28 protein-coding genes are annotated in these 25,196 nt (G+C 28.0%); 8 read left to right on the plus strand and 20 right to left on the minus strand.

Annotated features, from left to right (window positions below):
- Positions 1-232 precede the first annotated feature (232 nt).
- Together CLOBL_RS06945 and CLOBL_RS06950 are read right to left on the minus strand one after the other, a co-directional pair.
- Entirely contained in the window at positions 233-466 is a 234-nt protein-coding gene (locus CLOBL_RS06945; RefSeq protein WP_009170071.1) for a hypothetical protein, read from the minus strand.
- A 218-nt stretch (positions 467-684) separates the two neighbouring features.
- On the minus strand, positions 685-1,137 hold the full coding sequence (locus CLOBL_RS06950; protein ID WP_077858360.1) for an Lrp/AsnC family transcriptional regulator: 453 nt from the start codon (positions 1,135-1,137) through the stop codon (positions 685-687).
- A 688-nt stretch (positions 1,138-1,825) separates the two neighbouring features.
- On the opposite strand from CLOBL_RS06950, the gene CLOBL_RS06955 reads away from it, so the two are divergent.
- A complete protein-coding gene (locus CLOBL_RS06955; RefSeq protein WP_009170069.1) occupies positions 1,826-3,256 on the plus strand; it encodes an aspartate ammonia-lyase in 1,431 nt (476 codons plus the stop codon).
- A gap of 154 nt (positions 3,257-3,410) precedes the next feature.
- Here CLOBL_RS06955 and CLOBL_RS06960 read toward each other — a convergent pair whose 3' ends face one another.
- Entirely contained in the window at positions 3,411-4,031 is a 621-nt protein-coding gene (locus tag CLOBL_RS06960) for a DUF6304 family protein (RefSeq protein WP_077858361.1), read from the minus strand.
- 274 nt (positions 4,032-4,305) lie between these two features.
- Between CLOBL_RS06960 and CLOBL_RS06965 the strand changes: the two genes are divergently transcribed.
- The gene (locus CLOBL_RS06965; protein WP_077858362.1) at positions 4,306-4,695 is read left to right on the plus strand and encodes a hemerythrin family protein; all 390 of its coding nucleotides are present in this window, start codon (positions 4,306-4,308) and stop codon (positions 4,693-4,695) included.
- 158 nt (positions 4,696-4,853) lie between these two features.
- Here the strand turns inward: CLOBL_RS06965 and CLOBL_RS06970 are convergent, their stop codons facing one another.
- The 4 genes from CLOBL_RS06970 to CLOBL_RS06980 all read right to left on the minus strand — a co-directional run bounded on the left by CLOBL_RS06970 (position 4,854) and on the right by CLOBL_RS06980 (position 8,144).
- Positions 4,854-6,131, minus strand: a complete 1,278-nt coding sequence (locus tag CLOBL_RS06970; RefSeq protein WP_242953795.1) for an ATP-binding protein — start codon at positions 6,129-6,131, stop codon at positions 4,854-4,856.
- 28 nt (positions 6,132-6,159) lie between these two features.
- A complete protein-coding gene (locus CLOBL_RS28910) occupies positions 6,160-6,288 on the minus strand; it encodes a hypothetical protein (protein WP_009170065.1) in 129 nt (42 codons plus the stop codon).
- 284 nt (positions 6,289-6,572) lie between these two features.
- A complete protein-coding gene (locus CLOBL_RS06975; protein ID WP_077858363.1) occupies positions 6,573-7,112 on the minus strand; it encodes a nitroreductase family protein in 540 nt (179 codons plus the stop codon).
- Positions 7,113-7,487: 375 nt separating this feature from the next.
- A complete protein-coding gene (locus tag CLOBL_RS06980) occupies positions 7,488-8,144 on the minus strand; it encodes an MBL fold metallo-hydrolase (RefSeq protein WP_242953796.1) in 657 nt (218 codons plus the stop codon).
- 200 nt (positions 8,145-8,344) lie between these two features.
- Here CLOBL_RS06980 and CLOBL_RS06985 point away from each other — a divergent pair, with 200 nt between their 5' ends.
- Positions 8,345-8,986, plus strand: coding sequence for a hypothetical protein (locus CLOBL_RS06985; RefSeq protein ID WP_077858364.1), 642 nt, complete (start codon positions 8,345-8,347; stop codon positions 8,984-8,986).
- Between the two features lie 87 nt (positions 8,987-9,073).
- A complete protein-coding gene (locus CLOBL_RS06990) occupies positions 9,074-9,637 on the plus strand; it encodes a DUF6143 family protein (protein ID WP_077858365.1) in 564 nt (187 codons plus the stop codon).
- Between the two features lie 141 nt (positions 9,638-9,778).
- Here the strand turns inward: CLOBL_RS06990 and CLOBL_RS06995 are convergent, their stop codons facing one another.
- The 3 genes from CLOBL_RS06995 to CLOBL_RS07005 are packed head-to-tail and all read right to left on the minus strand — an operon-like array spanning position 9,779 to position 11,504.
- Entirely contained in the window at positions 9,779-10,597 is an 819-nt protein-coding gene (locus CLOBL_RS06995) for a GNAT family N-acetyltransferase (protein WP_077858382.1), read from the minus strand.
- A 29-nt stretch (positions 10,598-10,626) separates the two neighbouring features.
- Entirely contained in the window at positions 10,627-11,112 is a 486-nt protein-coding gene (locus CLOBL_RS07000) for a GNAT family protein (protein WP_077858366.1), read from the minus strand.
- Complete coding sequence (locus CLOBL_RS07005) at positions 11,103-11,504, minus strand: MerR family transcriptional regulator (RefSeq protein ID WP_077858383.1); 402 nt, start codon at positions 11,502-11,504, stop codon at positions 11,103-11,105. Before CLOBL_RS07005 ends, CLOBL_RS07000 begins: the two co-directional genes overlap by 10 nt.
- A gap of 80 nt (positions 11,505-11,584) precedes the next feature.
- On the opposite strand from CLOBL_RS07005, the gene CLOBL_RS07010 reads away from it, so the two are divergent.
- Positions 11,585-11,950, plus strand: a complete 366-nt coding sequence (locus CLOBL_RS07010) for a carboxymuconolactone decarboxylase family protein (protein WP_077858367.1) — start codon at positions 11,585-11,587, stop codon at positions 11,948-11,950.
- Positions 11,951-12,212: 262 nt separating this feature from the next.
- Here the strand turns inward: CLOBL_RS07010 and CLOBL_RS07015 are convergent, their stop codons facing one another.
- Entirely contained in the window at positions 12,213-12,473 is a 261-nt protein-coding gene (locus CLOBL_RS07015) for a hypothetical protein (protein ID WP_077858368.1), read from the minus strand.
- Positions 12,474-12,889: 416 nt separating this feature from the next.
- Between CLOBL_RS07015 and CLOBL_RS07020 the strand changes: the two genes are divergently transcribed.
- Entirely contained in the window at positions 12,890-14,335 is a 1,446-nt protein-coding gene (locus CLOBL_RS07020) for an amino acid permease (protein WP_077858369.1), read from the plus strand.
- Positions 14,336-14,431: 96 nt separating this feature from the next.
- On the opposite strand, the gene CLOBL_RS07025 is transcribed toward CLOBL_RS07020, so the two are convergent.
- Both CLOBL_RS07025 and CLOBL_RS07030 read right to left on the minus strand, forming a co-directional pair.
- Complete coding sequence (locus tag CLOBL_RS07025) at positions 14,432-14,767, minus strand: hypothetical protein (RefSeq protein WP_077858370.1); 336 nt, start codon at positions 14,765-14,767, stop codon at positions 14,432-14,434.
- A 263-nt stretch (positions 14,768-15,030) separates the two neighbouring features.
- Positions 15,031-16,497, minus strand: a complete 1,467-nt coding sequence (locus tag CLOBL_RS07030) for an MDR family MFS transporter (protein WP_077858371.1) — start codon at positions 16,495-16,497, stop codon at positions 15,031-15,033.
- 159 nt (positions 16,498-16,656) lie between these two features.
- Between CLOBL_RS07030 and CLOBL_RS07035 the strand changes: the two genes are divergently transcribed.
- Positions 16,657-17,229 carry a PadR family transcriptional regulator gene (locus tag CLOBL_RS07035; RefSeq protein WP_077858372.1) on the plus strand — a complete coding sequence of 191 codons (573 nt, stop codon included), beginning with the start codon at positions 16,657-16,659 and terminating at the stop codon, positions 17,227-17,229.
- A 264-nt stretch (positions 17,230-17,493) separates the two neighbouring features.
- Here the strand turns inward: CLOBL_RS07035 and CLOBL_RS07040 are convergent, their stop codons facing one another.
- The 5 genes from CLOBL_RS07040 to CLOBL_RS07060 form a co-directional block, all read right to left on the minus strand.
- Positions 17,494-19,056: a hypothetical protein gene (locus CLOBL_RS07040; protein WP_077858373.1), complete on the minus strand. Its 1,563-nt coding sequence runs from the start codon at positions 19,054-19,056 to the stop codon at positions 17,494-17,496.
- Positions 19,057-19,488: 432 nt separating this feature from the next.
- Positions 19,489-19,698 carry an alpha/beta-type small acid-soluble spore protein gene (locus CLOBL_RS07045; RefSeq protein WP_077858374.1) on the minus strand — a complete coding sequence of 70 codons (210 nt, stop codon included), beginning with the start codon at positions 19,696-19,698 and terminating at the stop codon, positions 19,489-19,491.
- 198 nt (positions 19,699-19,896) lie between these two features.
- Positions 19,897-20,568, minus strand: coding sequence for a plasmid pRiA4b ORF-3 family protein (locus CLOBL_RS07050; protein ID WP_077858375.1), 672 nt, complete (start codon positions 20,566-20,568; stop codon positions 19,897-19,899).
- A gap of 243 nt (positions 20,569-20,811) precedes the next feature.
- A complete protein-coding gene (locus CLOBL_RS07055) occupies positions 20,812-21,318 on the minus strand; it encodes a topology modulation protein (protein ID WP_077858376.1) in 507 nt (168 codons plus the stop codon).
- Positions 21,319-21,607: 289 nt separating this feature from the next.
- A complete protein-coding gene (locus CLOBL_RS07060) occupies positions 21,608-22,354 on the minus strand; it encodes a C1 family peptidase (protein ID WP_207652350.1) in 747 nt (248 codons plus the stop codon).
- A 213-nt stretch (positions 22,355-22,567) separates the two neighbouring features.
- Between CLOBL_RS07060 and CLOBL_RS07065 the strand changes: the two genes are divergently transcribed.
- Positions 22,568-22,771, plus strand: coding sequence for an alpha/beta-type small acid-soluble spore protein (locus CLOBL_RS07065; protein WP_077858377.1), 204 nt, complete (start codon positions 22,568-22,570; stop codon positions 22,769-22,771).
- Positions 22,772-22,826: 55 nt separating this feature from the next.
- Here CLOBL_RS07065 and CLOBL_RS07070 read toward each other — a convergent pair whose 3' ends face one another.
- The gene (locus CLOBL_RS07070) at positions 22,827-23,765 is read right to left on the minus strand and encodes a GTP-binding protein (RefSeq protein ID WP_077858378.1); all 939 of its coding nucleotides are present in this window, start codon (positions 23,763-23,765) and stop codon (positions 22,827-22,829) included.
- Between the two features lie 107 nt (positions 23,766-23,872).
- Positions 23,873-25,090: a GTP-binding protein gene (locus tag CLOBL_RS07075; protein ID WP_077858379.1), complete on the minus strand. Its 1,218-nt coding sequence runs from the start codon at positions 25,088-25,090 to the stop codon at positions 23,873-23,875.
- Positions 25,091-25,196: the final 106 nt, after the last annotated feature.

Consider the following 25,196-nt stretch of genomic DNA (forward strand, 5'->3'; position numbering starts at 1 on the left):
CACTGAACATTTTGTAATATTTTTTTCTTTACGTTCGTATTATTTTTAGAGTTCTTGACATATTGAGAATATTATTATAAATAATAGCTTTATGTGCTATTTCATCTAAAATTCCTTTTGAGTCTATGAGTTTTAGAATTATTATACTTTAACACAATAAATAAGCGGCATACTTTCATCCAATATTCCGCTTAAGCTTCTTATATTAAGAATTAATTTATGTTCTAATCCCTTAATCCCATTCTATTGTTAATATTTCCAATTCGCCTTCCTTAAGAGATACTTTATATCCATCAATTATTAGCCACGTTGCTAAATCTGTAATCATACTTCTTCTAATTTCATCTCTTTTATTTATAGCAAATACTGCAGAAACTTTATTAACCCCAGCTTTTTTCCCTTGCTCAATGTTTCTTAATATTATGTTCTTATTTTCGTTTAACTTTTCTTCATATTCATCATTCACAATATTTCCTCCTTCCAACTTTATTTGATATATCACCCTTCAAATATTAATTTTACAAATTAAGTTTAATTAGTATTTATTTATACTATTATAAATTTATGATATTAATTTCTAAGTTATTCTTTATTTTATTACATAAGGAAAAAACCGTTCTAGAACATGTATGATTCTACATGCTCTAAAACGATTTTAATAATATTCCTTAATCTTTTGCTCTCTTATTTGTTTTCTGCTTCTGATGATACATCTATTCCTCTATGCTCTACAGCTGTGGAAAATACTATTTGAGTATCTGTATTTCCAAACTTCTGCAATTCACCAATAAACGCATCTAACTCCAATGTTGTATGATAAGCAACTTTTATCAACATGGAATACTTACCAGTAACACAATTACATTCAAGTACATTTGGGCAGCTAGCTATAAAAGGATAAAACTCTGGTTTTTGTTTTGGAGTCATTTCCAAATTAATAAATGCCTTAATATTGTATCCTAATTTCAAAGGATCAACATGTGCAGAATATCCTGTAATAACTCCTGATTGTTCTAGTTTTTCAATACGAGCTGATACTGCCGGTGTTGATAAAAACACTTGCTCTGCCAAATGCTTTAATGGATAACGTGCATTTTCTTGTAAAAGTTCAATAATCTTAAAATCAATTTTGTCCATATATAGTACCCCTGCTTCTAAAAAATCATCTATATTTATATAATAAAAAACATATCAAATAATCCCTAAATTCATTAATTAGGTATTGATACGCTTCTTTGCGCTATTTTATTACTTATTTTAAATATACTCTTCTATAATTTAATACACATTTCTTTGATAAGTAGGCCTTTGAATCTATTAATATGTCCTATTAATATTTTAAAGTGTAAAACTGAAAATTACAAGTTTTTTTTATTATGCCTATTAAAAAAATAAACTTACCTTTTATATTCTTCATTGTTATTTCTTATAACTTTTCTTTTTTGGTTTGCGATTTGATTAAATCTTTCTATTTCTAGGTGCATAACTTTTAATTTCTTATTAAGAGCTTAAATTTTTTCGCAATGTACGAACATTAACCACACTTTATTATCCTTAATTCGTTTTTGTCTTATAACATTTGCACTTCATAAAATTAAGCATCTTTTATATGTAATTAAATTTAATTAAGTATAATATACTCATTTTTAGTTTTTATTCACAATTTCTCCTCTGATATTTACATCGATTTGAAATAGTGATAATCTTCATTTCAGGAAGATTAATGAAAAAATATTTTTACTTTAACTTTGGATTAATAACGAAATAATAAATCTAATATTTTAAATTTAAAAGAATTATATAAAATGAAAGTGAGGATTTTTAAATGAGAACAAGAAAAGAATCTGATTCTATAGGAAGTATAAACGTACCTGCTGATTCTTATTATGGCATTCACTCTTTAAGAGCAACTAATAATTTTCATATTACAAATAAAAAATTGCATAGAGACTTTATTATAAGTCTTGTTGAAATAAAAAAGGCTGCTGCTATAGCAAATAGAGATGCTGGAGTTCTAACTTCTACTATTGCTAATGCTATAATAAAAGCTTGTGAAGAAATTATTTGTGGAAAATTACATGAAGAATTTATAGTTGATCCAATTCAAGGTGGTGCTGGAACTTCTGCTAATATGAATGCAAATGAAGTCATTGCTAATCGAGCTATTGAATTACTTGGTGAGACAAAAGGCAATTACTCTGTAATACACCCAAATGATCATGTTAATATGGCACAGTCCACTAATGACGTCTTTCCAACCGCCGGAAAACTTACAGTATTGAAAATGCTTCCAAAAACAATTTCAGAACTTCAACGTTTATATAATACACTTAAATTGAAATCTTTAGAATTTGATAATGTTATAAAAATGGGACGTACTCAACTGCAAGATGCTGTTCCAATTAGACTTGGACAATCTTTTAATGCTTTTGCATCAATGATTAAGCGTGATATAAACCGTTTAAAAGAAACTCAAAAAGAAATGCTTGTTTTAAATATCGGTGGTACTGCCATTGGAACTTCTATCAATGTAAGTTCAAAATACCTAGAAAATATTATACCTGCTCTTAGAAAAGTAAGCGGTTTTAATGTAGTTCAATCTAGTGATTTAATTGATGCAACACAAAACCTTGACTGCTTTGTTGATATTTCAGCTGCTTTAAAAACATGTGCTGTGAATCTTTCTAAAATGGCAAATGACTTAAGATTATTATCGAGTGGACCAAAGACTGGATTTGCTGAAATCAACTTGCCTCCTATGCAAAATGGATCATCCATTATGCCTGGCAAGGTAAATCCTGTTATTTTAGAAGTAGTTTCTCAGGTTGCTTTTAATATCATAGGAAATGATTTCACAATAACAATGGCTGCGGAAGCTGGTCAGCTTGAGCTCAATGCTTTCGAACCTGTTCTGTTCTATAATTTGTTTGAATCTATAGAAACTCTTCAAAATGCAACTACAACTCTAATAGATAATTGTGTTTTAGGAATTACTGCAAACGAAACTAGATGTAAAGAACTCTTGGATAGCAGCATAGGAATTGTAACAGCGCTTTGTCCATATATAGGTTATAAAAAATCAGCTGATATTGCCAAAAAAGCATTAAGCACAGGAAACTCCGTTAAAGAACTTGTATTAAGGGAAGGAATACTGACTGTAGATGAATTAGAAAAAATCCTTGATCCTGTTTCTATGACTGAAATAAATTCCTCATTGAGTTCAAAATCAAGTCTTCAAATAGATGAAGCAATATAAATTTTAAATATATTGAATTAATAATACCATTATTGGCAATACTATTATTTGAACATGATTTTAATAAATTGCAAAATTAACCTAAAAAAGAGATAACATATTATTTTCATATATGCTATCTCTTTTCTATTCAAATTAATATTTATAAATAATATTAACTTGAATAGCATTCATTTGATATATATGTCACTGGTATCCTTTGGTATTTACTAAAATCACGTTTAAATTCGTCGTTTAAAAAATAACGCTTTTTCTTTGAAGTCTCATTCAATCCTTCATTAAAACTTTTCAAATAATAAAAATCTTTTACCGCCTCATTGTCAGATTCTACTCTATACTCTAATGCTGAATGTAAGCTATCCGCTAACTCATATCCTACTGGTATTTTCTTCTTCATCTTCTTAATTAATTCTTGTAAATTATACCCTTCAACCATATACAATTTATTATTAAGCAAAAGCGAAAGCGAGTTACTATAATAATTTTTATTTCTCTCAATTCTAAGCAAAAACTCTTTCACATATTCAATATTATCACAAGTCAGCAATAATGGAATTTTAATATCTATAAAATATTCAATCAATTCATTTTCTTTGAAATTGAATAAATCTTTAATATTTTCTGTATTATCAGTATAGAAATCAAAATTAAATTCCTCATTTTTAAAAATACAATTTCTTACTTTAAGCTCTAATCCCTCTTTAGAAAAACCTACCTCTGCCTGCTCACATCCTAAATCATCAGTATATAAAGCAGGATATTTTACCTTGACCATATAATATTCTGTACCCCTTCTATAGTTATTTTCTCTATCATTTCACCCTAAATTCTCTATTTGCAATACCTTTCTTATGATACCATATTTTTCTACTGATGTAAAAAATATTTTTCCTTATCTGTTCTTCTTATACTAATTCTACGATATTCGTAGCAAAAGTAAAAATCTTTTATTAATTAATAAAAATTATTGTTTAAATCTAGTAATTATAAAATATCAGTTGTATAATTATTATATACTTATTATATTTTGGGAAAGAAGGTAATTTTTAATGTATGAATTTAAAGAAGAATACAAGACAGGAATAGATTTTATTGATGAACAACATAAAGTTCTTTTCGAAATAGCTGATAGAACTTATACTCTCTTAAAAAATGATTTTACAATCGATAAATATGATAAAATAGTAACATTATTAGAAGAGCTACAAAATTACACTGCATTTCATTTTACAGCTGAAGAAGAATACATGAAAAAAATCAACTACAAGAGAATGTTTACTCAGAAAATTGAACATGATGCATTCATAAAGAAGCTTAATGATATAGATCTTTCTACAATAGATGAAAATCAAGATGAATATATAGTTAGTATACTTCAATTTCTTAACGACTGGTTAACAGGACATATTTTTGAAAATGACAAGCTTATAGGAAAATAATATATTCATTTATTTTATTCCATATATAAAATTTTAACCGAGGCTTACTGGAAATTTCTCAAAAAACCTCGGTTAAAATTTACATATGTCTATCAATGTAATATTAATAGGAACTTGTCTTATCAAAAAATTTTATGCCGCATTTAGAATTAATTTCTTTAACATATATATGTATTCTTTGCAGACCTTATAGGTAAAATAATAGTAAATTTAGTTTTAACTTCACTGCTCTCAACAGATATATTACCACCATAACTTTCTATTAACTCTTTAACTATATTTAATCCATAGCCATGATTTTTGTCACTATTATTCTTAGTAGTAAATCCTGCCTCGAAAATTTTATCAATATATTTTTCTGGTATTTTCTCACCATCATTCTCTATTTCAATAATTGTTTTATCATTAGCACTAAATGACTTAGCTATTAATGTACCTCTATTTTTCATAGCCTTTATGGCATTATTAACTATGTTTACAATTATTCTATATAACTCCATTTCTGACATAGCTATTAATTTAAAATCTGCATTATCATCTATTATTATATTTATATCATCACACATAACATGTTTAGTTGCTAGTGATAATAAAGATTCCTTAGTCTGACCCTTTTCACCAGTTTTAGAACTATTAGGTGTATTTATAATACTTTTTAATAAACCAGCTACATCTTCATACTTTTCTCTAAGGCATAATTCATATAGTGATGACATTTGTATTCCATAATCACATTTTATTTTTTTCAATTCACTATTTTTAGCTTCTAAACTTTCATTTAATTGAAATATTTTATTAGCCCGTTCCTTTATTTTTGCAAAGTACACAGCACTAAATCCAATAAACACCATAAAAATCACAATTTTTATATTCTGATATATTAAAGCTTCATCATTGTATTCAATTGAGCCTAGTGAAAGTAAGAAATCTGGAGTAAAACTCATTATAAATATACAACTTATTGTAAACTTTTCAGCCTGCATAATTTTATAGATTTGTCTTATCTTATTAGGATATTTAATACATATTATATACAATAGCAGTTGACATACATAAACGAATAATATGCTTAAAAGCTCTATATGTCTTTTAAAAATAATGCATTCTAAAAATTCATATAAACTATCTCCAAATATAAGCATCCAAATTGCTCCAATTGAATAAATTAAATTAAATGCAACTAATGCTTCAATATATTTGTTTTTGAAAAAAAATACTATTATAACTATACTAAAAATATGTGTAACAAACACACATATAGAAAAATTGCCAAATATGTTAGGAATAAAGTAACCACCACATGATAATAAAAGCATGCATACTATCTTTTTTTTATCACTGAATATTTTTTTATCACGTAAACAATAACTTATCATATAAACAAAAAATATGCCTTGAGATATTGAATCCAAAACATCCATATAATCTATCTCCAATTCACATCCCCCTTACGCGATTTCTTTCTTATCTTAATTTTTTCATTGATTCCGGCATTTCCTCAACACCATGTCCATAATATGATGCTGTGCAAGCCTTAATCATACTACCTGAAATACTTAATAATAATTTTCCGAATACGTTTTTAATTGCCATAAAAATCACCTCTATCAAATTACTAAACTTAGTAAGAAAAATAATCTACAATATTAAAGTAAAAATTTTATAAGAGATGTGAAATTGGAAATATTTTCATTAAGATTTTTTACAAAATCTTATGTGTAATTTAGCTTTTTCCTTACAATCTTTGATTATTTTCCCTTTTACTACCATAATATTATTATATCAACATCTATTATGTTTTTCAACATTATTTCCGACGTTTTAAGGTGCATTTATTTTCATTTAATTCCATATAACATTAGGTTTCCTCTTATATTTTACCAACATTCATAACGAACTATTTCCTCAAAATTCTTTCTCGGACGTGCTTTCGGCTGTTCATCTGGATATCCAACAGTTATAACTCCTACAACATATTTATCAGAAGGAATATTTAGAACTGGTCTAATTTCTTCTTGAGTAAATTCTGCAACCCAGCAAACTCCTAGTCCTAAATTATTAGCCTGTAGCAACATATATCCAGCTGAAATTGATGTATCTCTAATTATTCGCTTTAATTCATCTTGTGGACTATTATCATTTATATCTATATTTATTTCTTCTTTTATTCTACAACGTATGTCTGCAACACATATAATAAATATCGGAGCTGTTAACATCCATTTTTGATTATGAGATGCTTCCATTACCTTTCGTCTCATCTCTTCAGATTTTACAATAATATAACGCCATGGCTGCGTGTTATTACCTGATGGAGCAAGTCTTGCACCTTCAAGTAACTCAATTATTTTTTCATCCTCAACTGGCTTATTAATATATTTTCTTATGCTTCTACGAATCTCAATTTCTTTAATCATACTAACAAAAACCTCCATTGTACTTGTTCAGATCAATAGTATATACTGTTCCATTTAAATTTGTTTAATTATTTATGTATTTAATCTCCTCTTATTTTTATGATTATTATAACATAATTTATAATGCCTAAAATAAAAGTGAACTTATTAACAGATTAAATTTTACGACTTAACTTTAATTTTCGATTGATATTTATTACTAGAAACATATAATTCACAGTAGAATTACTATATTTTATAAATATTAAATTATCACTTAACATGTTTCTTATGTTTTTTCAAAAATAAGGAGTGCAAAAATTAGTTATGTGTTCAATATCAATAACAACCTTATTATTAATATTGACATAAGCATTTTACACACCTTCTTATATATCAGTATTTTTTAACAAATTCCTCCCATATGTCATTCTTCATAATGGGTGTTCCATGAGCTGGGCAAATCCATTCACATTCTAGATTTTTTAACAGCCCTAAAGATTTTTCAAGATTATATTGATTCCAATTCCTATCCTTCGGTAATAATTTAATATTTTCTTTAACAATCTTAAACAAGTCGCCTGTAAACAAAACATTTTTATACATAAAAATAACATGCCCTGGAGTATGTCCTGGAGTTTTAATTACTCGTATTCCTCTAATATTTTCATAACCATTATAAAAATAATTTATGATAGGTTTTTTGTATCTTATAAAAGTTTGAATAATTCTCTTAACTCCAAGCCTGCTTTTCTTTCCAATAATATATGGAGCATCTTCTTTAGATGCCCAAAGTGCTGCTCCTGTTTCATCCTGTAATATTTTTGCATTTCCCACATGACCAATATCATGATGAGTTAAAAGAATGTGTTTTATACTATTCAACTCAATATTCATAAATTTTATTTCACTTAAAATTTTTTCAGCTTCTCCTGGCAATCCAGTATCAATTAAAATATTTTCTTTATCTCTAATTAAATACACATGACTTTTTTCCGTACAATCAAGCATATTTACACCTTCTATTATTTCCATATTCTCACCCTTTAACATCTCCAATTCCTGTAAAACTCCAAGAGCTTCTTTTCATATCATTTTATTAATTTATATAACAAATTGTTATTCTCTTAGATTAATATATTACATAAATTTCTCATATATATTTTATAAAGACATCTCATGATGTAAATAATGATTAAGCTTTTCATTCAATTTTTAATAATAAATAATCAAATATAATGGAGGAACAATCAATGCAAAAATGGGAAAAATTTTTAATTGTAAATCTTTTTATTCTTGGCTTATTAGGGTGGCTAATTGGATTCCTTTTAGCAAAGTCTGGGATGGAGGAAATAAAAATTTTAGGTAATATCGACATATTTAGTCTAATAGAATTGATTTTATTAATAATAGTAACTGTCTGTTCTATCTTTGATTTCCATGAAACATATAATAGTAATATAAAATTCTGCAATCCAGAATTCAAGGTAATACCATATTATAAAAATAGATTTAAAAATATTTTTATATTCCTTGTATTACTCAGCTCTTCTGAATTCGTTGTATTTATAATTTCAGTTGATATGTATATACTTACTTTATTTCTTATAACATTGATCTTTACTTCTATTTTCGCTTTTCATAATAGTCTCAATGATTATATAGCCGATAATGGAATATTATATTGGGGAATATATTATACTTGGAATGATGTGAAATCCTATTATATAAGTAATGAAACTTTACTTGTGATAAACGTTATAAATAACTTTATATGTTTTGAATATAATAATGAAATCAAATTTACTATTGATAACAACTCAAAAAATAGTATAACTAAATTAATAACCGAAAAATTATGTATTCTTGCTATCGAAAAACAAAATGCTGATTAAATTAATGAACATTTAGCTATTTACTGAATATTATATATGAAAAGAAAAAATATCATATGATAACGTAATTATCAGGAGATGTGGTTTATGTTAAAGGCAAATAATGATTATATTCTTGAGAGTAAAGCAGCTAAGCCTCAAAAAGTAGTTAGTATTCCAGTACCTCTATTTGAATCAATGGAAGGAAAATACTTTGTAGGTCAAACAGATATTCTATGTGTAAAAAAAGGAGTAAATGCCTGGGCAGCTTTAGTAAATCCATATGACTCAGCCGTTAATTTATATACCAATGTTTTTACTATTTCAAATTTCTCTAATGAATATTTAACTGCAGAAATATGGCTCAACACTAATAAACCACCACTAGGGAGTATATCAGATAAAGTTTCTCCAACAAATACTTCCTTAAATCCACTTCCTAAAAATGAAGTGAATATTCAATTTGTAAAATCTACTACTAAAGTTCCCATAAAGGGAGTTAATGTATATAAACGAATAGTTCCTCCAAATTCTACTCTAGTATCTGAGGAAGATGGTAAATTTATTTCGGCTCCATCTGGAAACTATTCCATTATTATAAAATCTTCAAGTCAGTTAGTTAGTAAAGTAATAACTGCATTTGGATGGTTTGAAAGGTCAATATTGTGTTAATATATGCTGAATCATAAGAGGTTTATTTTTTTACAATTGATACTAAATATCTAATAAATTTTATTAATATTCTCGATATATGAAAGAAAATAACAATTCTAAATATGACGAGAATATTTTTCATAAAAACATATAATTATTTCATTTGCCCTCAAATACAACTTGAGTAACTTTTCCGCATTCAATAAAGCCAACATTTTTATAAGCTTTATTAGATGCAGGATTAGATAAGTCCGCATATAGGACAGGAATTTTATTTTCATTTAAAATAATTTTACTAATCCCAGATACAATCATTGCTCCAAAACCTTTTCCTCTCATATAAGGTTTTGTATATACTGCATTAAGTCTAGCATGGCGCCTTGCGCAATGTGCAATATTAGCCATAGAAATCACTTCGTCATTGTTACTCCAAACATACAAATTTCCACTTTCTATATACGCTTTTGCAGTTTCTCGCTGTTCTTCTGAGCTTGTCTTTTTACCAAAACAGTCATAAATAAATCCAGATAAAAATTCTGAAATAACACTAATATCATTCATTACAGCTTTCCTTAAGAATCCTTGTATTGATTTAGGTTCTATAATTTGACTACACTTAAATGATTCCATTTGTAAATGTGCATGATACTTCATTTTAGTATTAGCATAATAATATTCTGCTAGTGTAACTGCAATATCTGGTCTTGCCACAAAGGTCAGTGCATCTACATCCTTATATAATTCGATAAAATCCTTTTTCAACTTTTCAATATCTTCATTTTCAATTTCTTTTAAAGTCCATATCCAAGCTGGATGCTTAAGAGTAGACTGGCCGATTATCACATTCCTATTTTCATTCATATATAAAAGTGGTGATTTACTTTCTCTTATTAAATGAAGCAGATTAAATTGTACTTCATCATCTATAAATGGCTTAGAATCTAATATATTATCTTGTCCAGAAAATTTAATTAACAAGTAAAATGCCTCCTTTATCTGCTTTACGTTTAATATAAAATCATAATCCAAAATTTAATCTTCCCAAGATCAGATACTCTTTCAAAATAATCTACTTTTTTGAATCCAAGCTTTTCATATACTTTAATTGCTCGTTCATTAAAGTCTGCCACAGTTAATCGAAACTTTTCTATAGATAATTCATTTCTTGCAAACTCTAAACCTTTTCTAAAAAAGTCTATTCCCGTTCCTTTTCCACATAAGCTAGGCTTCATTCCTAAGCCAACATCTGTAAATTCTTTTGAATCATAGGCCCCGAACTGATTTCCTATAGGTACTTGAGCAAATTTTCCAAAACAATAATATCCTATAAGCTTTTTTTCTTTATTTGAAACTGAAAAATAATATCCACTAAGAAATTCCTTTATACATTCATCACTTCCATCCATATTATACATTGAATATGGATCTTTATAAGTCCATATTGAAATCTCTCTTGCTTTATCATGATCCATTTGTTGTATATTTAGTTCCATACAATATTGCACCTTCTTGCATTTACTATTTTATTTTCTTCCATCATATCATTATATATAGTAATCTTCTCTTTTAAGTGCTGCATATTTTCCTCTATTTTTTCTTTTTCTGCCTTTAATCTATTCATATGTTCATTTAATAATTCTAGTCGTTCCTGAATTGTATTATTACCTTCATATCTTAACTTTGAATAATATTGTATCTGTTTTATTGGCATATTTGTTTCTTTTAAGCGCATTATAAATTTTAACCATTCTATATCCTTTTCTGAATATATTCGTTTATTAATCTTATCCCTTTCCGGGTAAATCAAACCTATTTTCTCATAATACCTTAATGTATCAATGCTAATATCAAATTTTTTTGAAAATTCCCCAATATAATAATTCAAAATTTTTCCCCTTCCTATTGACATGGAGTTAACTCCATCATTTATCCTAATATTATCAAAAAACAGGAGGTATTACAATTATGGAAATAAGATATACAAATGGAATTAATAAACTTAATGAGGTTGATGGAAACGGAGGTGCTGCTGTAATAGAATCCTTAAAAAATATAGCCCCAGATCTTGGTAAATATATTATTGAATTTGCTTTTGGTGATATTTACACCAGACCCGCCTTTGATTTGAAGCAAAGAGAACTTATTACCTTATCAACTCTTGCTACACTTGGAGGTTGTGAAAATCAATTAAAAGTTCATATTAATGGTGCACTAAATGTTGGGGTATCAAAAGATGAAATTATAGAAGTATTTTTGCAATGTATTCCTTATATAGGTTTCCCAAAAGTATTAAATGCAGTTTTCGTAGCAAAAGAAATTTTCAACGCCTAAGACGTAATTATATCATCTCATAAAATTAATCAATGAAAAAATGCAGTCATGGGGATGACTGCATTCACAAATTATTAGGGTAAGTAAATAAGGGGTTATTTACTTTAGGGTATGTAGATATTATAACATAATATACCACAATAATCCATATTAATTGATAATTTTTATTGCTCATTTCAAAAAATATATAAGCATTAGTTAAATTGCCTCTACTGCTTATACTATAGAATACTAAAAATCTATTTATTATAATGTAATGTATTTATACTATCTCTTCTATAGCTAATATCCTTGGATTATTCCCTTCTTGAACTTTTATATATATTCTTGCCATCTTCATTTGCAAATTTTCTATTATTGTTTTTACTTTACATATGAAATAATAATCTTCCATGTCATTTGTAATTACTGCTACAGGATTAAAATTCCATCCTTTTATTCCATCCAATGCTTTGGTCAATATTTTCTTATCTTTTTTTGTGATTGCATTTCTAATCTCTAATTTTTCATTTTCATTTATCATTATATCAACCACCCTTTCTACTATTTATATTAATACTGATTTTTGTCAGTTGTTTGTCAAACTTATTAACCTTTTGTTAACATTATCATAAATCCATATTACCTTTAATTATGAAATGCTATTAAAATAAACATCTAAACTGAAAACAAAAAATACATAATTTTTTATATATGGCAAAAATCATTTTTTTAAATTTATAATATATATAGCTTAAATGCTTATTATTATTAACAATGCCGGGAGAATTTTATTAATTTAAGTTGTTTTTTTAAAATTTATTGACAAATATTAAAATGATAGTATAATGAAATCATACGCAAGGACTGGTGTAGATATACTCCAGTCCTATTTTTTTTAATAAACATATGTTTGTTGAAAAATTTTAGACATTATTAAAATGAGGGGAGTACATTATTATGAAAGACATTTTTAGAACAAAATCGGTCAAAAGTTTAATTAATGAAACTCAAGGTGAAAATTCCTTGAAGAAGGCATTAGGTTCTTTTGAGCTTACAATGCTTGGAATTGGTGCTATTGTTGGAAGCGGTATTTTCGTACTTACAGGAGTAGCAGCTGCAAAATTCTCTGGACCAGCTCTGGTACTATCATTTATTGTTGCTGGTTTTGCCTGCGCATTTGCCGCTCTGTGTTATGCTGAATTTGCAGCAATGATTCCAGTAGCTGGAAGTGCTTATACTTACGGTTATGCAGCTCTTGGGGAAGTTTGGGCCTGGATAATAGGCTGGGATTTAATATTAGAGTATGCCGTTGCAATTGGAGCTGTAGCAATTGGATGGTCTGGATATATGGTAAATCTTCTTAAGAACATCGGTATTATTTTACCTGCAAACTTAGTCAATTCTCCAGCTGATGGTGGAATTGTAAACTTACCAGCGATGCTTATAATCGCACTTATTTCTTTTTTCTTAATTATAGGTGTTAAAGAAAGTGCTAGATTTAATAATGTTATAGTCGCAATAAAAATCGCAATTATATTTCTATTTATATTCTTAGCAGTAGGACATGTACAACCTGCAAATTGGACACCATTTATGCCTTATGGTTTTAACGGAGTATTACAAGGTGCTGCATATGTATTCTTTGCATATATAGGCTTTGATGCAGTATCTACAGCAGCTGAAGAAGTTAAAAATCCTCAAAAAGATTTACCAAAAGGAATTATAGCATCACTTTTAATATGTACAGTATTATATATAGTTGTATCTGCAATTCTTACAGGCGTAGTTCCTTATTTAAACTATATGAACACAGCAGCACCAGTTGCTTTTGCTCTTGAGCAATTAGGAATTAACTGGGGATCAGCATTGGTATCAGTAGGTGCAATATTCGGATTAACTTCTGTACTTCTAGTTATGATGTTTGGTCAAACAAGAATATTCTTTGCAATGTCTAGAGATGGACTTTTACCAGAAGTTATCGGAGGTGTAAACAAAAAGACAAAAACACCTGTAAACAGTACTCTTATGGTTGGAATTGCAACTGCGCTTATCGCTGGTTTCTTACCAATAGGAATAGTTTCAGAATTGACTAATATAGGTACACTTGCAGCATTTATCATTGTTTCTCTTGGAGTAATTGCATTAAGAAAGAAGAGACCTGATTTAAAAAGATCATTTAAATGCCCATTCGTACCTGTAACACCAATAATTTCAGCTTTAGCATGTTTTGGACTTATTTTACAACTTCAAACTGCAACCAAAATAAGATTTGTTGTTTGGTTTCTCTTAGGACTTGTAGTATATTTTGCTTATGGAAAATCTCATAGTACCATGAACGATGAGGTGGCTCCCGTGGAAAATATATCTGATGGAAACTCTTTAAAATCAAATCCTACAGATTAATTCCTACATTAGAAATAAAAAAGAATTTTAATTAATATTATGAAGATAAAAAATAGCACAGGATTAAATCCTTTGCTATTTTTCATTTAATATATTTTATATGTTCTGTTCCATTGATTTAGAATAATGAATTATGTTATTTTCGTTTTTTACTGTTCTTATTGTTAAATTACTTATCTCATTCTGCAATGCTTCAATCTTATTATTAAAGATGTTTATAGCTTCTGTATTCTGCTTATATCCGTCAAATAAAGCTTTGCTTCTAGGTTTAATATCATTTTCAATAATAATATTAGTTTTATCAACTTTATGTCCTAAATCATCAAATCTACTTTCTAGTTTATCCATCCTCACACTAAAATCTGATTTTATTCCTTGAATTTCGGAATACATCTTAATAAGTAACTCAAATACCTCATTATTATCATCCATTAACCCGCCTCCTTTATATTGCACTTTTCTGTTACCTGATTTAAATCTACAGCCATATGTTATAACTTAAACTGAATAATAATTAATCTATGCTTACTTTTTTATTTCTTAACTGTTATACTTGTTTTGCCTCAAATATAGATTATAGCATAAACTTAACTTTTAGTATTCATATATTCATACTATAATTATTTCCAATATTACAAATAATATATACATATTAATTCTGTTAAATATTATGAAATAATCTAATCCTTCTTTTGCTAGTTTGCTGCTGATGTCATTTGGTCAGATTTTATATTTTCAGTATTCATTTTATTCTTCAACATAAACCCAAGTGGTAATCCAATTAATACAATAATTGTAGATAAAAAATATATATCATTTATACCCATTGTATATGCCTTTTGCGCAAGCAAGTCACTAGCTGTATTATTTACACTCTCAAATATCCTTGTATGATAATCAATACGAATAAGGAGTAATGAACTAAATATACCGATAGCTAAAGAACTCGATACTTGGCGTAACCAGTTATTAATAGACGAAGCATGACCAGATAATGTTCGAGGTATTATTGACATTCCTGAATTTGTTATAGGCATTGTTGAAAAAGAAATGCCTACATACCTTATTGTCATCCAAAAAATTATATATAAATGAGATGTATTTAATTGTAACTTAGACATTTCCCATGATCCTAAAGCTATAAAGCAAATTCCTGATATTATTAAGATTCTTGGATCAATACGATTATATAAAATTCCAACTATTGGCATCATAAATGCCATAACTAATGATGGTGGTAATAAAATAAGCCCTGTATCTAAAGTAGATAAATGTTGTGAATTTTGTAAATATAACGGAGTTAACAATGTTCCAGCATATAGAGCAATTGTTACTATGCTAACTGCCGCTATACTTATAGTATATTTCTTAAATTTAAATACCCTTATATTAAGTGCTGGTGAATTTATTTTTAGTTCTCTCAATATGAATAGTACAAGCGAAACAGCTCCAATTATAATAAGAGAAATTATTTTTAAAGAAAGCCATCCCCATACAGATCCTTCACTGAAAGCTACTAATATTGATAGACTTAAAATAATAACCTCCATAAATCCGATTAAATCAAATGAATTTGCTTTTGATAAATTATATTGCGGAATAAAACGAATTACCAAAATAATAGCAATAATACCTATTGGCACATTTACCATAAAAATTGCTTTCCAACTGAAACATTGAATCAGCCATCCACTTAAAGTTGGCCCAAGTGCAGGGGCAAGCATAGAAGCCATGCTCCATAAACTTATAGCAAAAGCATGTCTATCTTTTGGAATTACCTGGTAAATAATTGTCATAGTTGAAGGTATAACTAGTCCACTAAATATACCTTGAATAATACGGAAACTTATAAGCATAAAAATATTAACTGAAAGTGCACAAAAGATTGATGCTAATATAAATCCAGTAAGAGCAAATAAATATAGTTTCTTAAAACTAAACTTTTCTCCTAAATATCCAGCTAAAGGGCATGCTGCACCTGTTGCAAGCATGAATCCTGTCAATATCCACTTTACAGAATCTAAACTTGTATTAAATATTTTTATAAATTCGGTTAATGCAATATTTATGGCACTCATATTAAAAGTTCCTAAAAAAACTCCTAAAAATATTGGAAACATTACTGACCAAAAAGGCATTTTATTATCTTTTGTACTTTTCATTCTTATCATCCTCGATTTCTAAGTTTTATATTATTTAAATTTAACTAAGATTACTTTTAGCTTTGTCAATTTGATTATATGACAAAATGGACATATAATGTTTTTATGATACTATTTAAAAGTTAATATGTCAATTTGTACATATAAAGGAGAGTTTTCATGAATACATTATCATATGGCCTTTTAGCACTTTTAGCCAATGAATCTATGTCAGGTTATGACTTGAATCTAAAAATGAATTTGTTTTGGCATACTAGACATAGTCATATCTATCCGCTCCTTTCTAAATTAGAGGAAAATGGATATGTAGAATTTGTTTTAGTAAAGCAAACTGGTAAGCCTGACAAAAAAATTTATACCCCCACTAAAATTGGACTTGATGCTACAAAGGAATGGCTTGAAAAAACAACCATAGCTCCTATTACTAAAGATGAGATGTTACTTAAAACATATTGCTTACACGTATTAGATAAAGACAAAGCCAAAAAGATACTTAAGGAACGTGAAAAAATGTATCTTGATAAATTTTTATCATGTAAAAAAAGGATTGAGGATCTTAAAGCACAAGGGGGAATACTTGAAAGTACAAATTCTGGCTACTTTGGAAGGTTTCTTATACTTACAAAAATTTTAGGCGATGCAAAATGGGGAATTGAATGGTGTCAATGGGCATATAGCCTATATGATACAGGAAATATAGATAATATTTTTGATGAAAGTCCATTTATTTAAATCCTTGCGTTCTATAAATATTTAAAGCACAATCATATACCCTCTTTTCCAAGTTCATCTCCTTCTCACTAACTTTTTGAATATTTATTCTAGCAATGACCATATATTAATTATAACGTCAACTAACAAATATAAAATGCAATATTTCAAATCTTATATAATATATAATAATCTTGTGATAATATCATCATTAATTAAAAAAAGCTGTTGAAAAATGACTTTTTCAACAGCTTATCTTTTACAAAAACATTTTCCAAAATTTCATCAAAACTCTGGAATGATTTCTACTATTTTTATACTCTTTTCTTGTTTTCCTAATATCTTATATTGTATTTCCACTTTGAATTTATCAGTAAAGCTAATATCAATGTATTGGTATTCCTCTTTTTCTTTTTTATCTTCAATTATTCCCATACTCATAGCCATTGGATTTTTTATAAAATGCAATTCATACAAGCATTCTTCAACGTGAATTAACTCTTTTTGAGAAAAATTCACAACATTACTTAAATTTTTAAATTCAAATATAAACTTATCAAAGAAGCTAGTCCATCTTTCGAATATTTCATTTCTTTTAAACTCTTCTCTTTGAATTACGTCTTTTTTCTTTTCGTTATACTCATTTACTAAATTTTCAGCATCCATTTTAAATTGTTGAAATTCACTTCCAATCTGCTTTATGGTTTCTTCTCTGCCTGTTATTACCTTAATACTATCTTCTATTAACTCATTTTTATATGTAATTTCTATATTAATATCTGAAATTCTATTATTAATATCAATCGATTCAAATTTAACTGTTCTAAATTCCTCTGTTAATGAATCTAATACATCTACTAATGCTGCATTTTCTATCTTTTCCTTAATTTCATTTACCTTATCTTCATATGCTTTCTTCACTTCTTCTAATTTAGAATTTTGTTCTTTTAGCTCTTCTATATCTTCTTCAGCTTTACTTTTATTTTTAACTGCAATGTTTAACAAACGATTTTCTTTTTTTAAATTACTTTCTATAGAATTTATTTTATCCTTACAGATTTCTATTTTATTTTCTAATTCAAATAATGCTCTCTGTGACTTTTTTAATTCTTCATCTCTTTTTAATGCTTCTACTTCTTTATCACCATCTACAAAACTTGGAAGTATTTCCTCTTTAGGCGTAAACCTACCTTTATAAGCCTTTACTGCCATCCATATAAGTCTTGCAAAATGCTGCCTATCTATTTTTTTCCACACGTTTAATAATGTTAGATTTTCTACTTCCATGGATTTCAAGAATTCCTTCCTGCGTTTTTCATCCATATTGTTTATAATTTCTTCTATATTTTCTTCTGTTTCTTGTAAATCAATGAAAGGTTGATCATTTATAAACTCTTTTGCTTTGCCTTCAAGCTTTTCATTATATTTTAAATAAATATTATCAGCTTTTTTACCTGGAGTTAGATTTTCGTAAACCTTGTATAACTTAGATGCTTCTTCTATCACTTCTATGGATATAGCATCCTCAGATTCATCTTCAATATCACCTTTAATCTTCTCTAAAAGAATATTTAATAATCTTTCATTCAATTCTTCTCTTGTGCAATCTTTTAATTCTTCTTTTTTTTCATCAATTAAAGCCCATATTTCAGTTACTTCCGGTTCTTCAATCACATTATTTCTTCCAATTTTGCTTCCTATAAGATTAATTATGCTTATAGTTCTTTTTTTAGCCTTTTGTATAACAGGCTTTGATATATTAGTTATATTCATAGTTTCAAGTAATGCAACTTGTTCAATTATATCATTATCTGCAATTTTTCTAAGTCCATCAAAAATATTAGGCATGTCTCTCTCCCTCGTATTCCTTATTAATTCTACTATTATTTTCTCTCGATTACATGTTACACCTTAAAAGCGCTTCACATACTTATACTTATTAATTAGCACTTTTTATATGTCATAAAATTACATAAAAAATAAGCCATATCTATATAATAGCATAAATAATCCAAAGATTGCATTATAACACTATTTTAGCACAAAATAATATACTATATTACATTAATTCTTATTTTTCTATTATGATGCAATAAATTTAGTAATTCTTTTATCTATAATAAACCTGCTTTATATGAATCACAATTTCATTCATGACATTTTTTATATTACATTCATCTTTTATGAATTTATATTTTTCTTTGTAAATAGAAAAAGGTACTCGTTATTGAGTACCCTTCTCTGACAAATTTTTATTTTAATGTATTTTTAATAACCTTTTTATTTTAAGCCTTGTTCATAGCTTTCTATCATGTGTTTTACCATGAACCCACCAACACTACCGTTTTGTCTTGAAGAAAGATTTCCTTTGTCTACGCTTTCATAGTTTCCTAATCCTATTTCTGAAGCAACCTCAGTTTTTAATCTGCTTAAACCTGCCTTTGCCTCTGGAATTAAAGTTCTGTTACTACCACTATTGCTTGAAGCCATATGAATCTACCTCCTTAAATATAATTATTATTTTGTTTGGCAGTAATATATTAACCACTATTACAAATTATAATCTAGTAGAATGTTGGTATGAGTAGAATTTATACACTGTATTAGTTAAATCTGATATATTGTTATCCTAAATCTTTAATATTAAGCTCATTTTAATAAAAATTATTAAGCTTATTTATAGTAAGATTACGACGTTTTAATCCATTCTCCATAATATTTTTTATTCCTTGAATTCTTCTTCATAAACATATTTGCTAAATGAACGTTAATCTTTTCAATATCAAACACATCTTCATAGTGTTGATTACTCACCCATTCCTTTGTTTCTTCATATTCTGGATGTTTCTCGTTGTTTATAATTTCCAAAAATTCTGTATATCCGCATATTCCTCCTATATCCTCTGGTGGGCATGCCCCCTCACCTTCTAAACACATTGGGCATTCATATTCATAGTCTTCAATTTTCTCTTCTAAAGCTATTTCATGTTTCCAGTATTCACCTAGGTCATATATGTATGCAATATTAAAATCTTGATTTAAATACTTATCTATTTTAACCTTGCTGCTTAGTTTTGGTTTTACCTCTAATAAATTTGCAATAAAACCATATGGATCGTTTTTCTTTGTTAATTTAATTTTTGAATACATTTCATATTCTGCAATTGATTCTTCATCGCCAGTTATTCTCAATTTTTCCTCCACAAGATTAAAATCATACAGATGGCAGTTACTCCATCCCATAGAAAGTTGAATTATGTCATGCAATCTTTTAAATGTAATTTCTGCTGGAACGATTACGCGCCTCCATATTAGTGGTGCACTTCCCTGTAATGTTATTTTTATTTTGTATGCTTTCATAAACTATCATCCTATTCATTATTTTTATCTATAATTTTTTATGACTAGCATTATTATCTTCCTTACCCAAAAAATTATTCTACAAATTCAGAATCTTATTTTATGAGATTTAACTAAATTATAATATATGAAAAATGCTTAACCATAATAAATTTATCGTGGCTAAGCATTTTTATAAAATTATATGTTGTAATAAAATGCACTTATCATTATTTAATTTATGACTCATTAACTTTTTTATATCTATATCCTATCTAATAACTTTCTACATTCCCTGTGATTATGTACTATAAATACCTTCTTGTCTTTTGCATTTGATAATACTTGATAATATTTATCTCTATGAACTTTGTTAAAATTCCATATCCACTTCAAAAATTCCATATCAAATTTTTCTGGACAATTCTCCCCCATATCAGAACGTGTCTGTCCATAGTTTTTTAGCACACGCTTTATCACTCCAAATAAGCACCTAACTCTAGAAAAATCAAGGTAAATCACCGTATCACATCTACCTAATCTTTCACTTATTGTTCTGTTAAAATTGCCATCAATAATCCAATAATCTTTTATAAGTTCATTATGTAGAATAGTATCAAATTCTTCATCAGAAATTGATTTCCATCCCGCTCTCCAGAATAATTTATCTAAATGTATAACAGGTATACTCATCTTTTTCCCAAGATTTCTTGCCAATGTTGATTTGCCACTTCCACCACAACCAATAATCATAATTCTTTTACTTCTCATAACTATTAATATACCTCACCAAAATTGAATTCATTTTATTCTCTACTCTAGGAGTTTTTTAAATATTTATTCACTTTAATTTATTCATAATGATATTATACATTAAAATAATTAATAAACTCAAAGAAATTTCATTAATATAGCAAATGATAGATATATCCATATATTTTATAATGCTAAAATGCTCACCCAGATGCCAATATTATTTGATATACTATTTCTACGTAATTGAATATACTTTCGGATGAGCATTAGAGCCTAAAACCGCATAAAATCCACTGATATATATTTATGCTCCTAGCTTAACAGTCCAAATATCCATTAGATATTCGAACATACTATAAGGTATATAGCAATATCCTTCATCTCCCCATGCATCTCCCCAAGAGTTTCTAACAATGAAACTTCCATTATTAAAATTATCATCATATCCTACAATGCACAGAGCATGTCCACCAAGTTCCTTTTCTCCGTCCTTTGGCACTGGTACAATACCATCAGTTTTAACAGTTTCAAAAGATTCATATACAGTTATCCCAAATACCACTAAATGTTCAATTAGTAAAGCATGTTTAATCTCATCAATAGACTTTATTCTTTGATATCCTGAAATTGTATAGTTTTTTGCCTCTTCTAACTCTTTCTCCGTAGGAGAATTTTCAAAAGTTTTTATATCATATGGCCATGAAGCTTCTAAGCAGACTCCTTGGTTTTTTAAAACCTTCATTCCGTCTCTAAGAGATGCCCCACTATCTCTATAAACAGTTCCTTCTAAGTCTCTTTCCCACCAGTATAAAAAAAGTCTAGATAATCTTTCAAAGTGGCTGCGATTGTCATTTAACAGCATAAACTCCCTGAGTCCTGAAACAATTGCATTTGCAGTGCAGCTTCCTAACTGTCCCTGATCTACAACAGGTGAACATTTTTCCCTAAGATCAATTTTTTCTGGGAGTATTTCACTCTTCACAACATGTCTTTTTCCATACATTAAATCTCTTGAATCGACTTTGTCCTTAACTAAATCGTACTTTCTCATATAAATGCGCCCCTTTCCTTTACATTTTTTTCCTATGACCTAATCATAATATTTCTTTATTTAAATTACAACATACTACATAATGATTTTAAGTATAAATATACGCATTTTAAGTTAAAATTCAGTAAACTTTATTCAACCTAAATTTCTAATACTCTAGGGTATATTTTTTCTCAAAAATATTAAACTATTACTAACATGGAGGTGTTAAACATGAGTAGACGGCCTTTAATTCCAGAAGCAAAAGTAAAACTAGAAAATTTAAAAACTGAATTTGAAAATGAAATTGGAATAGAATTTAATGAAAAATATAATGGAAATAAGAGTTCAAGATCAAATGGACACATTGGTGGAAATATTGGCGGATTAATGACTAAAAAAATGGTTGAGGAATTTGAAAAGAATTTACTTGATTGATTAAGAAAACCCCTCCTATTTCTAGGAAGGGTTTCTCACAAGCTTACATTAAACTCTAAAAATATACTAACTCATCGTCAATTTTATTTATTACTTTATAGTCTTTTATAGCTATAAATGGAATTTCTCTTTGCTCTTGAGATATGAACTTTTTATGTATTACGCCTTCTATCTCAACCCATTCTTTCTCCTTGAAATTTACTGTTTTATTGCTTTGACATAAAAGCCCTAAGAAAGAAATATCATCTTCACAACAGGTCATAGCATTTCTTCCAAAGGCAAAAACATTCTTAGGATACTTAGGATGGCTTAATGCAATTCCTTTTATTTTTACATTTTTTCCTTCGTACTTTTCTGGTGATTCTGTCACATCTAGATACCACACACCAAAATCATAATCCTTAAATTCAATTACCTTCGCATTTATATCAAAAGGTAATTGTAGTGGACTATCATCAATTTCACCATTTTCCAACTCAAAAATTATATTTGCTCTTGCATTGACAGCCTTTATGCTATTCCTAAACTTTAATTTATCTGTTTTTTCATTGCACCTATTAAAAATAATCAAATCTGAGTTCTTGAATTGTTCTATAATAAGAGACTTCATATTTCCCATATAGCTCTCAAACGTACTAGCATCAATAGGTGTTATTATTTGAGCAAACTCCCACTCCTCTGGAAAGCTTATCTTCTCTATAACATCGAACTGCCACATACCATTGTATTCTATTAAGACTTTACTTGGCTTCGTATTCTTATTGCACTCTTTTAAAAATGAATCCGTTAATTCTTCCTGACTATTAATATTCACTAATGTAATATTATTTTCTTTTAAGAAATCTCTTTCGCATTCTTCTATGCCACTTTCACAAACAATTAAAGTAATTTTTTCTCCTTGTGCAAAATCTGGATCATTAAATATTTCTTTAATAAACGTAGTTTTGCCACACTCTAAGAAACCTGTAATAAGAAAAACTGGTATATCCGTCATAAGTTTACGCCTTCTTTCTTTACGTATTTCAATTTATATTTCTGTAAATTATATTACGCAATATAATTTATAATTTAATTCTTCAAGTTACTTTCTATTATGTAATCTTATATATGAAACAACTCTTCTATTCTAGCCTTGTCAAGTTTAGTTCCTATAACACATAATCTTCCTGTATAATCTGGTTTTCCTTCACGAATTTCGTATTCTCCTGGAACTAAATCAAAATTAATCCATCCGCCTTCGCTACAAGATATTATTCCTTTTGCTCGTAAGATAATTCCATATTCTGAAGAATCAGATAAAGTTTTTAAAATTTCATCTAATTCTGTTTTAGAATACTTTCTTGGTGTTTCTATCCCCCAGCTTGTAAATACTTCATCTGCATGATGATGTTCATGATTATGACAATTGCAATTTTCATCATGATGGTGATGTTCATGATCATGGCAGTCACATTCTTCATCATGATGGTGATGTTCATGATCATGGCAGTCACATTCTTCATCGTGATGGTGATGTTCATGATCATGGCAGCTACATTCTTTATCATGATGATGATGTTCATGATCATGACAATCACATTCTTCATCGTGGTGATGATGTTCATGATCATGACAGTTACATTCTTCATCGTGGTGATGATGTTCATGATCGTTGCAGTTACATTCTTCACTATGATGATGTTCGTGATGCTTTGCTTCACTTAAAAGTTCTTTTTCAAAAGAATTTTTATTTTCCATTGCCTGAAGAATTTGTTTTCCACTTATCTCATCCCAATTTGTAGTTATTATAGCTGCATCACTATTGTGTTCTTTTATTTGAGATACGCACAATTCTAGTTTTTCTTCTGAAAGTTTTTGGGTACGGCTTAAAACAATTGTGTTAGCATTTTCAATTTGATTATTAAAAAATTCTCCAAAATTATTCATATACATTTTGCATTTTACTGCATCAACTACTGCAGTAAAACTATTAAGTTTTATAGGTGCCTCATCCTTTATGCTTTCTACAGCTCTAATCACATCAGATAGCTTTCCCACTCCTGATGGTTCTATTATTATACGTTCTGGAGAATACTTCACTAATGCATCTTTTAGCGCAACTCCAAAATCACCTACCAATGAACAACAGATACATCCTGAGTTCATTTCAGTAATCTCAATTCCTGAATTGTTTAAAAATCCACCATCTATTCCTATTTCACCAAATTCATTTTCAATTATCATAAGCTTTTCGCCATTAAAAGCTTCTTGAATTAATTTTTTTATTAATGTAGTTTTTCCTGCTCCTAGGAATCCTGAAATAATATCTATTTTTGTCATTTAAAAACCCTTCCTTAATTTAAATTTACTATTTAATTAATAATTTTATTAATATATATATGTTGCAATAATAAAATTACATTTAGGATGTCTATCCGCTAAGTAA

The organism is Clostridium sp. BL-8, from assembly GCF_002006495.1.
In the GTDB taxonomy this organism is placed as follows: Bacteria; Bacillota; Clostridia; order Clostridiales; family Clostridiaceae; genus Clostridium.

Bases quoted from the DNA above. Each gene is read 5' to 3' on its own strand.
- CLOBL_RS07000 (WP_077858366.1), bottom strand. From the start codon at position 11,112: ATGGAACTAAATATACAACAAATGGATCATGATAAAGCAAGAGAGATT.
- CLOBL_RS28910 (WP_009170065.1), bottom strand. From the start codon at position 6,288: ATGGCAATTAAAAACGTATTCGGAAAATTATTATTAAGTATTTCAGGT.
- CLOBL_RS07025 (WP_077858370.1), bottom strand. From the start codon at position 14,767: ATGGATGATAATAATGAGGTATTTGAGTTACTTATTAAGATGTATTCC.
- CLOBL_RS06975 (WP_077858363.1), bottom strand. From the start codon at position 7,112: ATGATTAAAGAAATTGAGATTCGTAGAAGCATAAGAAAATATATTAAT.
- CLOBL_RS06950 (WP_077858360.1), bottom strand. From the start codon at position 1,137: ATGGACAAAATTGATTTTAAGATTATTGAACTTTTACAAGAAAATGCA.
- CLOBL_RS07065 (WP_077858377.1), top strand. From the start codon at position 22,568: ATGAGTAGACGGCCTTTAATTCCAGAAGCAAAAGTAAAACTAGAAAAT.
- CLOBL_RS06980 (WP_242953796.1), bottom strand. From the start codon at position 8,144: ATGTTAAAGGGTGAGAATATGGAAATAATAGAAGGTGTAAATATGCTT.
- CLOBL_RS07060 (WP_207652350.1), bottom strand. From the start codon at position 22,354: ATGAGAAAGTACGATTTAGTTAAGGACAAAGTCGATTCAAGAGATTTA.
- CLOBL_RS07055 (WP_077858376.1), bottom strand. From the start codon at position 21,318: ATGAGAAGTAAAAGAATTATGATTATTGGTTGTGGTGGAAGTGGCAAA.
- CLOBL_RS06955 (WP_009170069.1), top strand. From the start codon at position 1,826: ATGAGAACAAGAAAAGAATCTGATTCTATAGGAAGTATAAACGTACCT.
- CLOBL_RS06985 (WP_077858364.1), top strand. From the start codon at position 8,345: ATGCAAAAATGGGAAAAATTTTTAATTGTAAATCTTTTTATTCTTGGC.
- CLOBL_RS06965 (WP_077858362.1), top strand. From the start codon at position 4,306: ATGTATGAATTTAAAGAAGAATACAAGACAGGAATAGATTTTATTGAT.
- CLOBL_RS07035 (WP_077858372.1), top strand. From the start codon at position 16,657: ATGAATACATTATCATATGGCCTTTTAGCACTTTTAGCCAATGAATCT.
- CLOBL_RS07075 (WP_077858379.1), bottom strand. From the start codon at position 25,090: ATGACAAAAATAGATATTATTTCAGGATTCCTAGGAGCAGGAAAAACT.
- CLOBL_RS07070 (WP_077858378.1), bottom strand. From the start codon at position 23,765: ATGACGGATATACCAGTTTTTCTTATTACAGGTTTCTTAGAGTGTGGC.
- CLOBL_RS07015 (WP_077858368.1), bottom strand. From the start codon at position 12,473: ATGATAAATGAAAATGAAAAATTAGAGATTAGAAATGCAATCACAAAA.
- CLOBL_RS07045 (WP_077858374.1), bottom strand. From the start codon at position 19,698: ATGGCTTCAAGCAATAGTGGTAGTAACAGAACTTTAATTCCAGAGGCA.
- CLOBL_RS07030 (WP_077858371.1), bottom strand. From the start codon at position 16,497: ATGAAAAGTACAAAAGATAATAAAATGCCTTTTTGGTCAGTAATGTTT.
- CLOBL_RS07040 (WP_077858373.1), bottom strand. From the start codon at position 19,056: ATGCCTAATATTTTTGATGGACTTAGAAAAATTGCAGATAATGATATA.
- CLOBL_RS06990 (WP_077858365.1), top strand. From the start codon at position 9,074: ATGTTAAAGGCAAATAATGATTATATTCTTGAGAGTAAAGCAGCTAAG.
- CLOBL_RS07050 (WP_077858375.1), bottom strand. From the start codon at position 20,568: ATGAAAGCATACAAAATAAAAATAACATTACAGGGAAGTGCACCACTA.
- CLOBL_RS06960 (WP_077858361.1), bottom strand. From the start codon at position 4,031: ATGGTCAAGGTAAAATATCCTGCTTTATATACTGATGATTTAGGATGT.
- CLOBL_RS07010 (WP_077858367.1), top strand. From the start codon at position 11,585: ATGGAAATAAGATATACAAATGGAATTAATAAACTTAATGAGGTTGAT.
- CLOBL_RS07020 (WP_077858369.1), top strand. From the start codon at position 12,890: ATGAAAGACATTTTTAGAACAAAATCGGTCAAAAGTTTAATTAATGAA.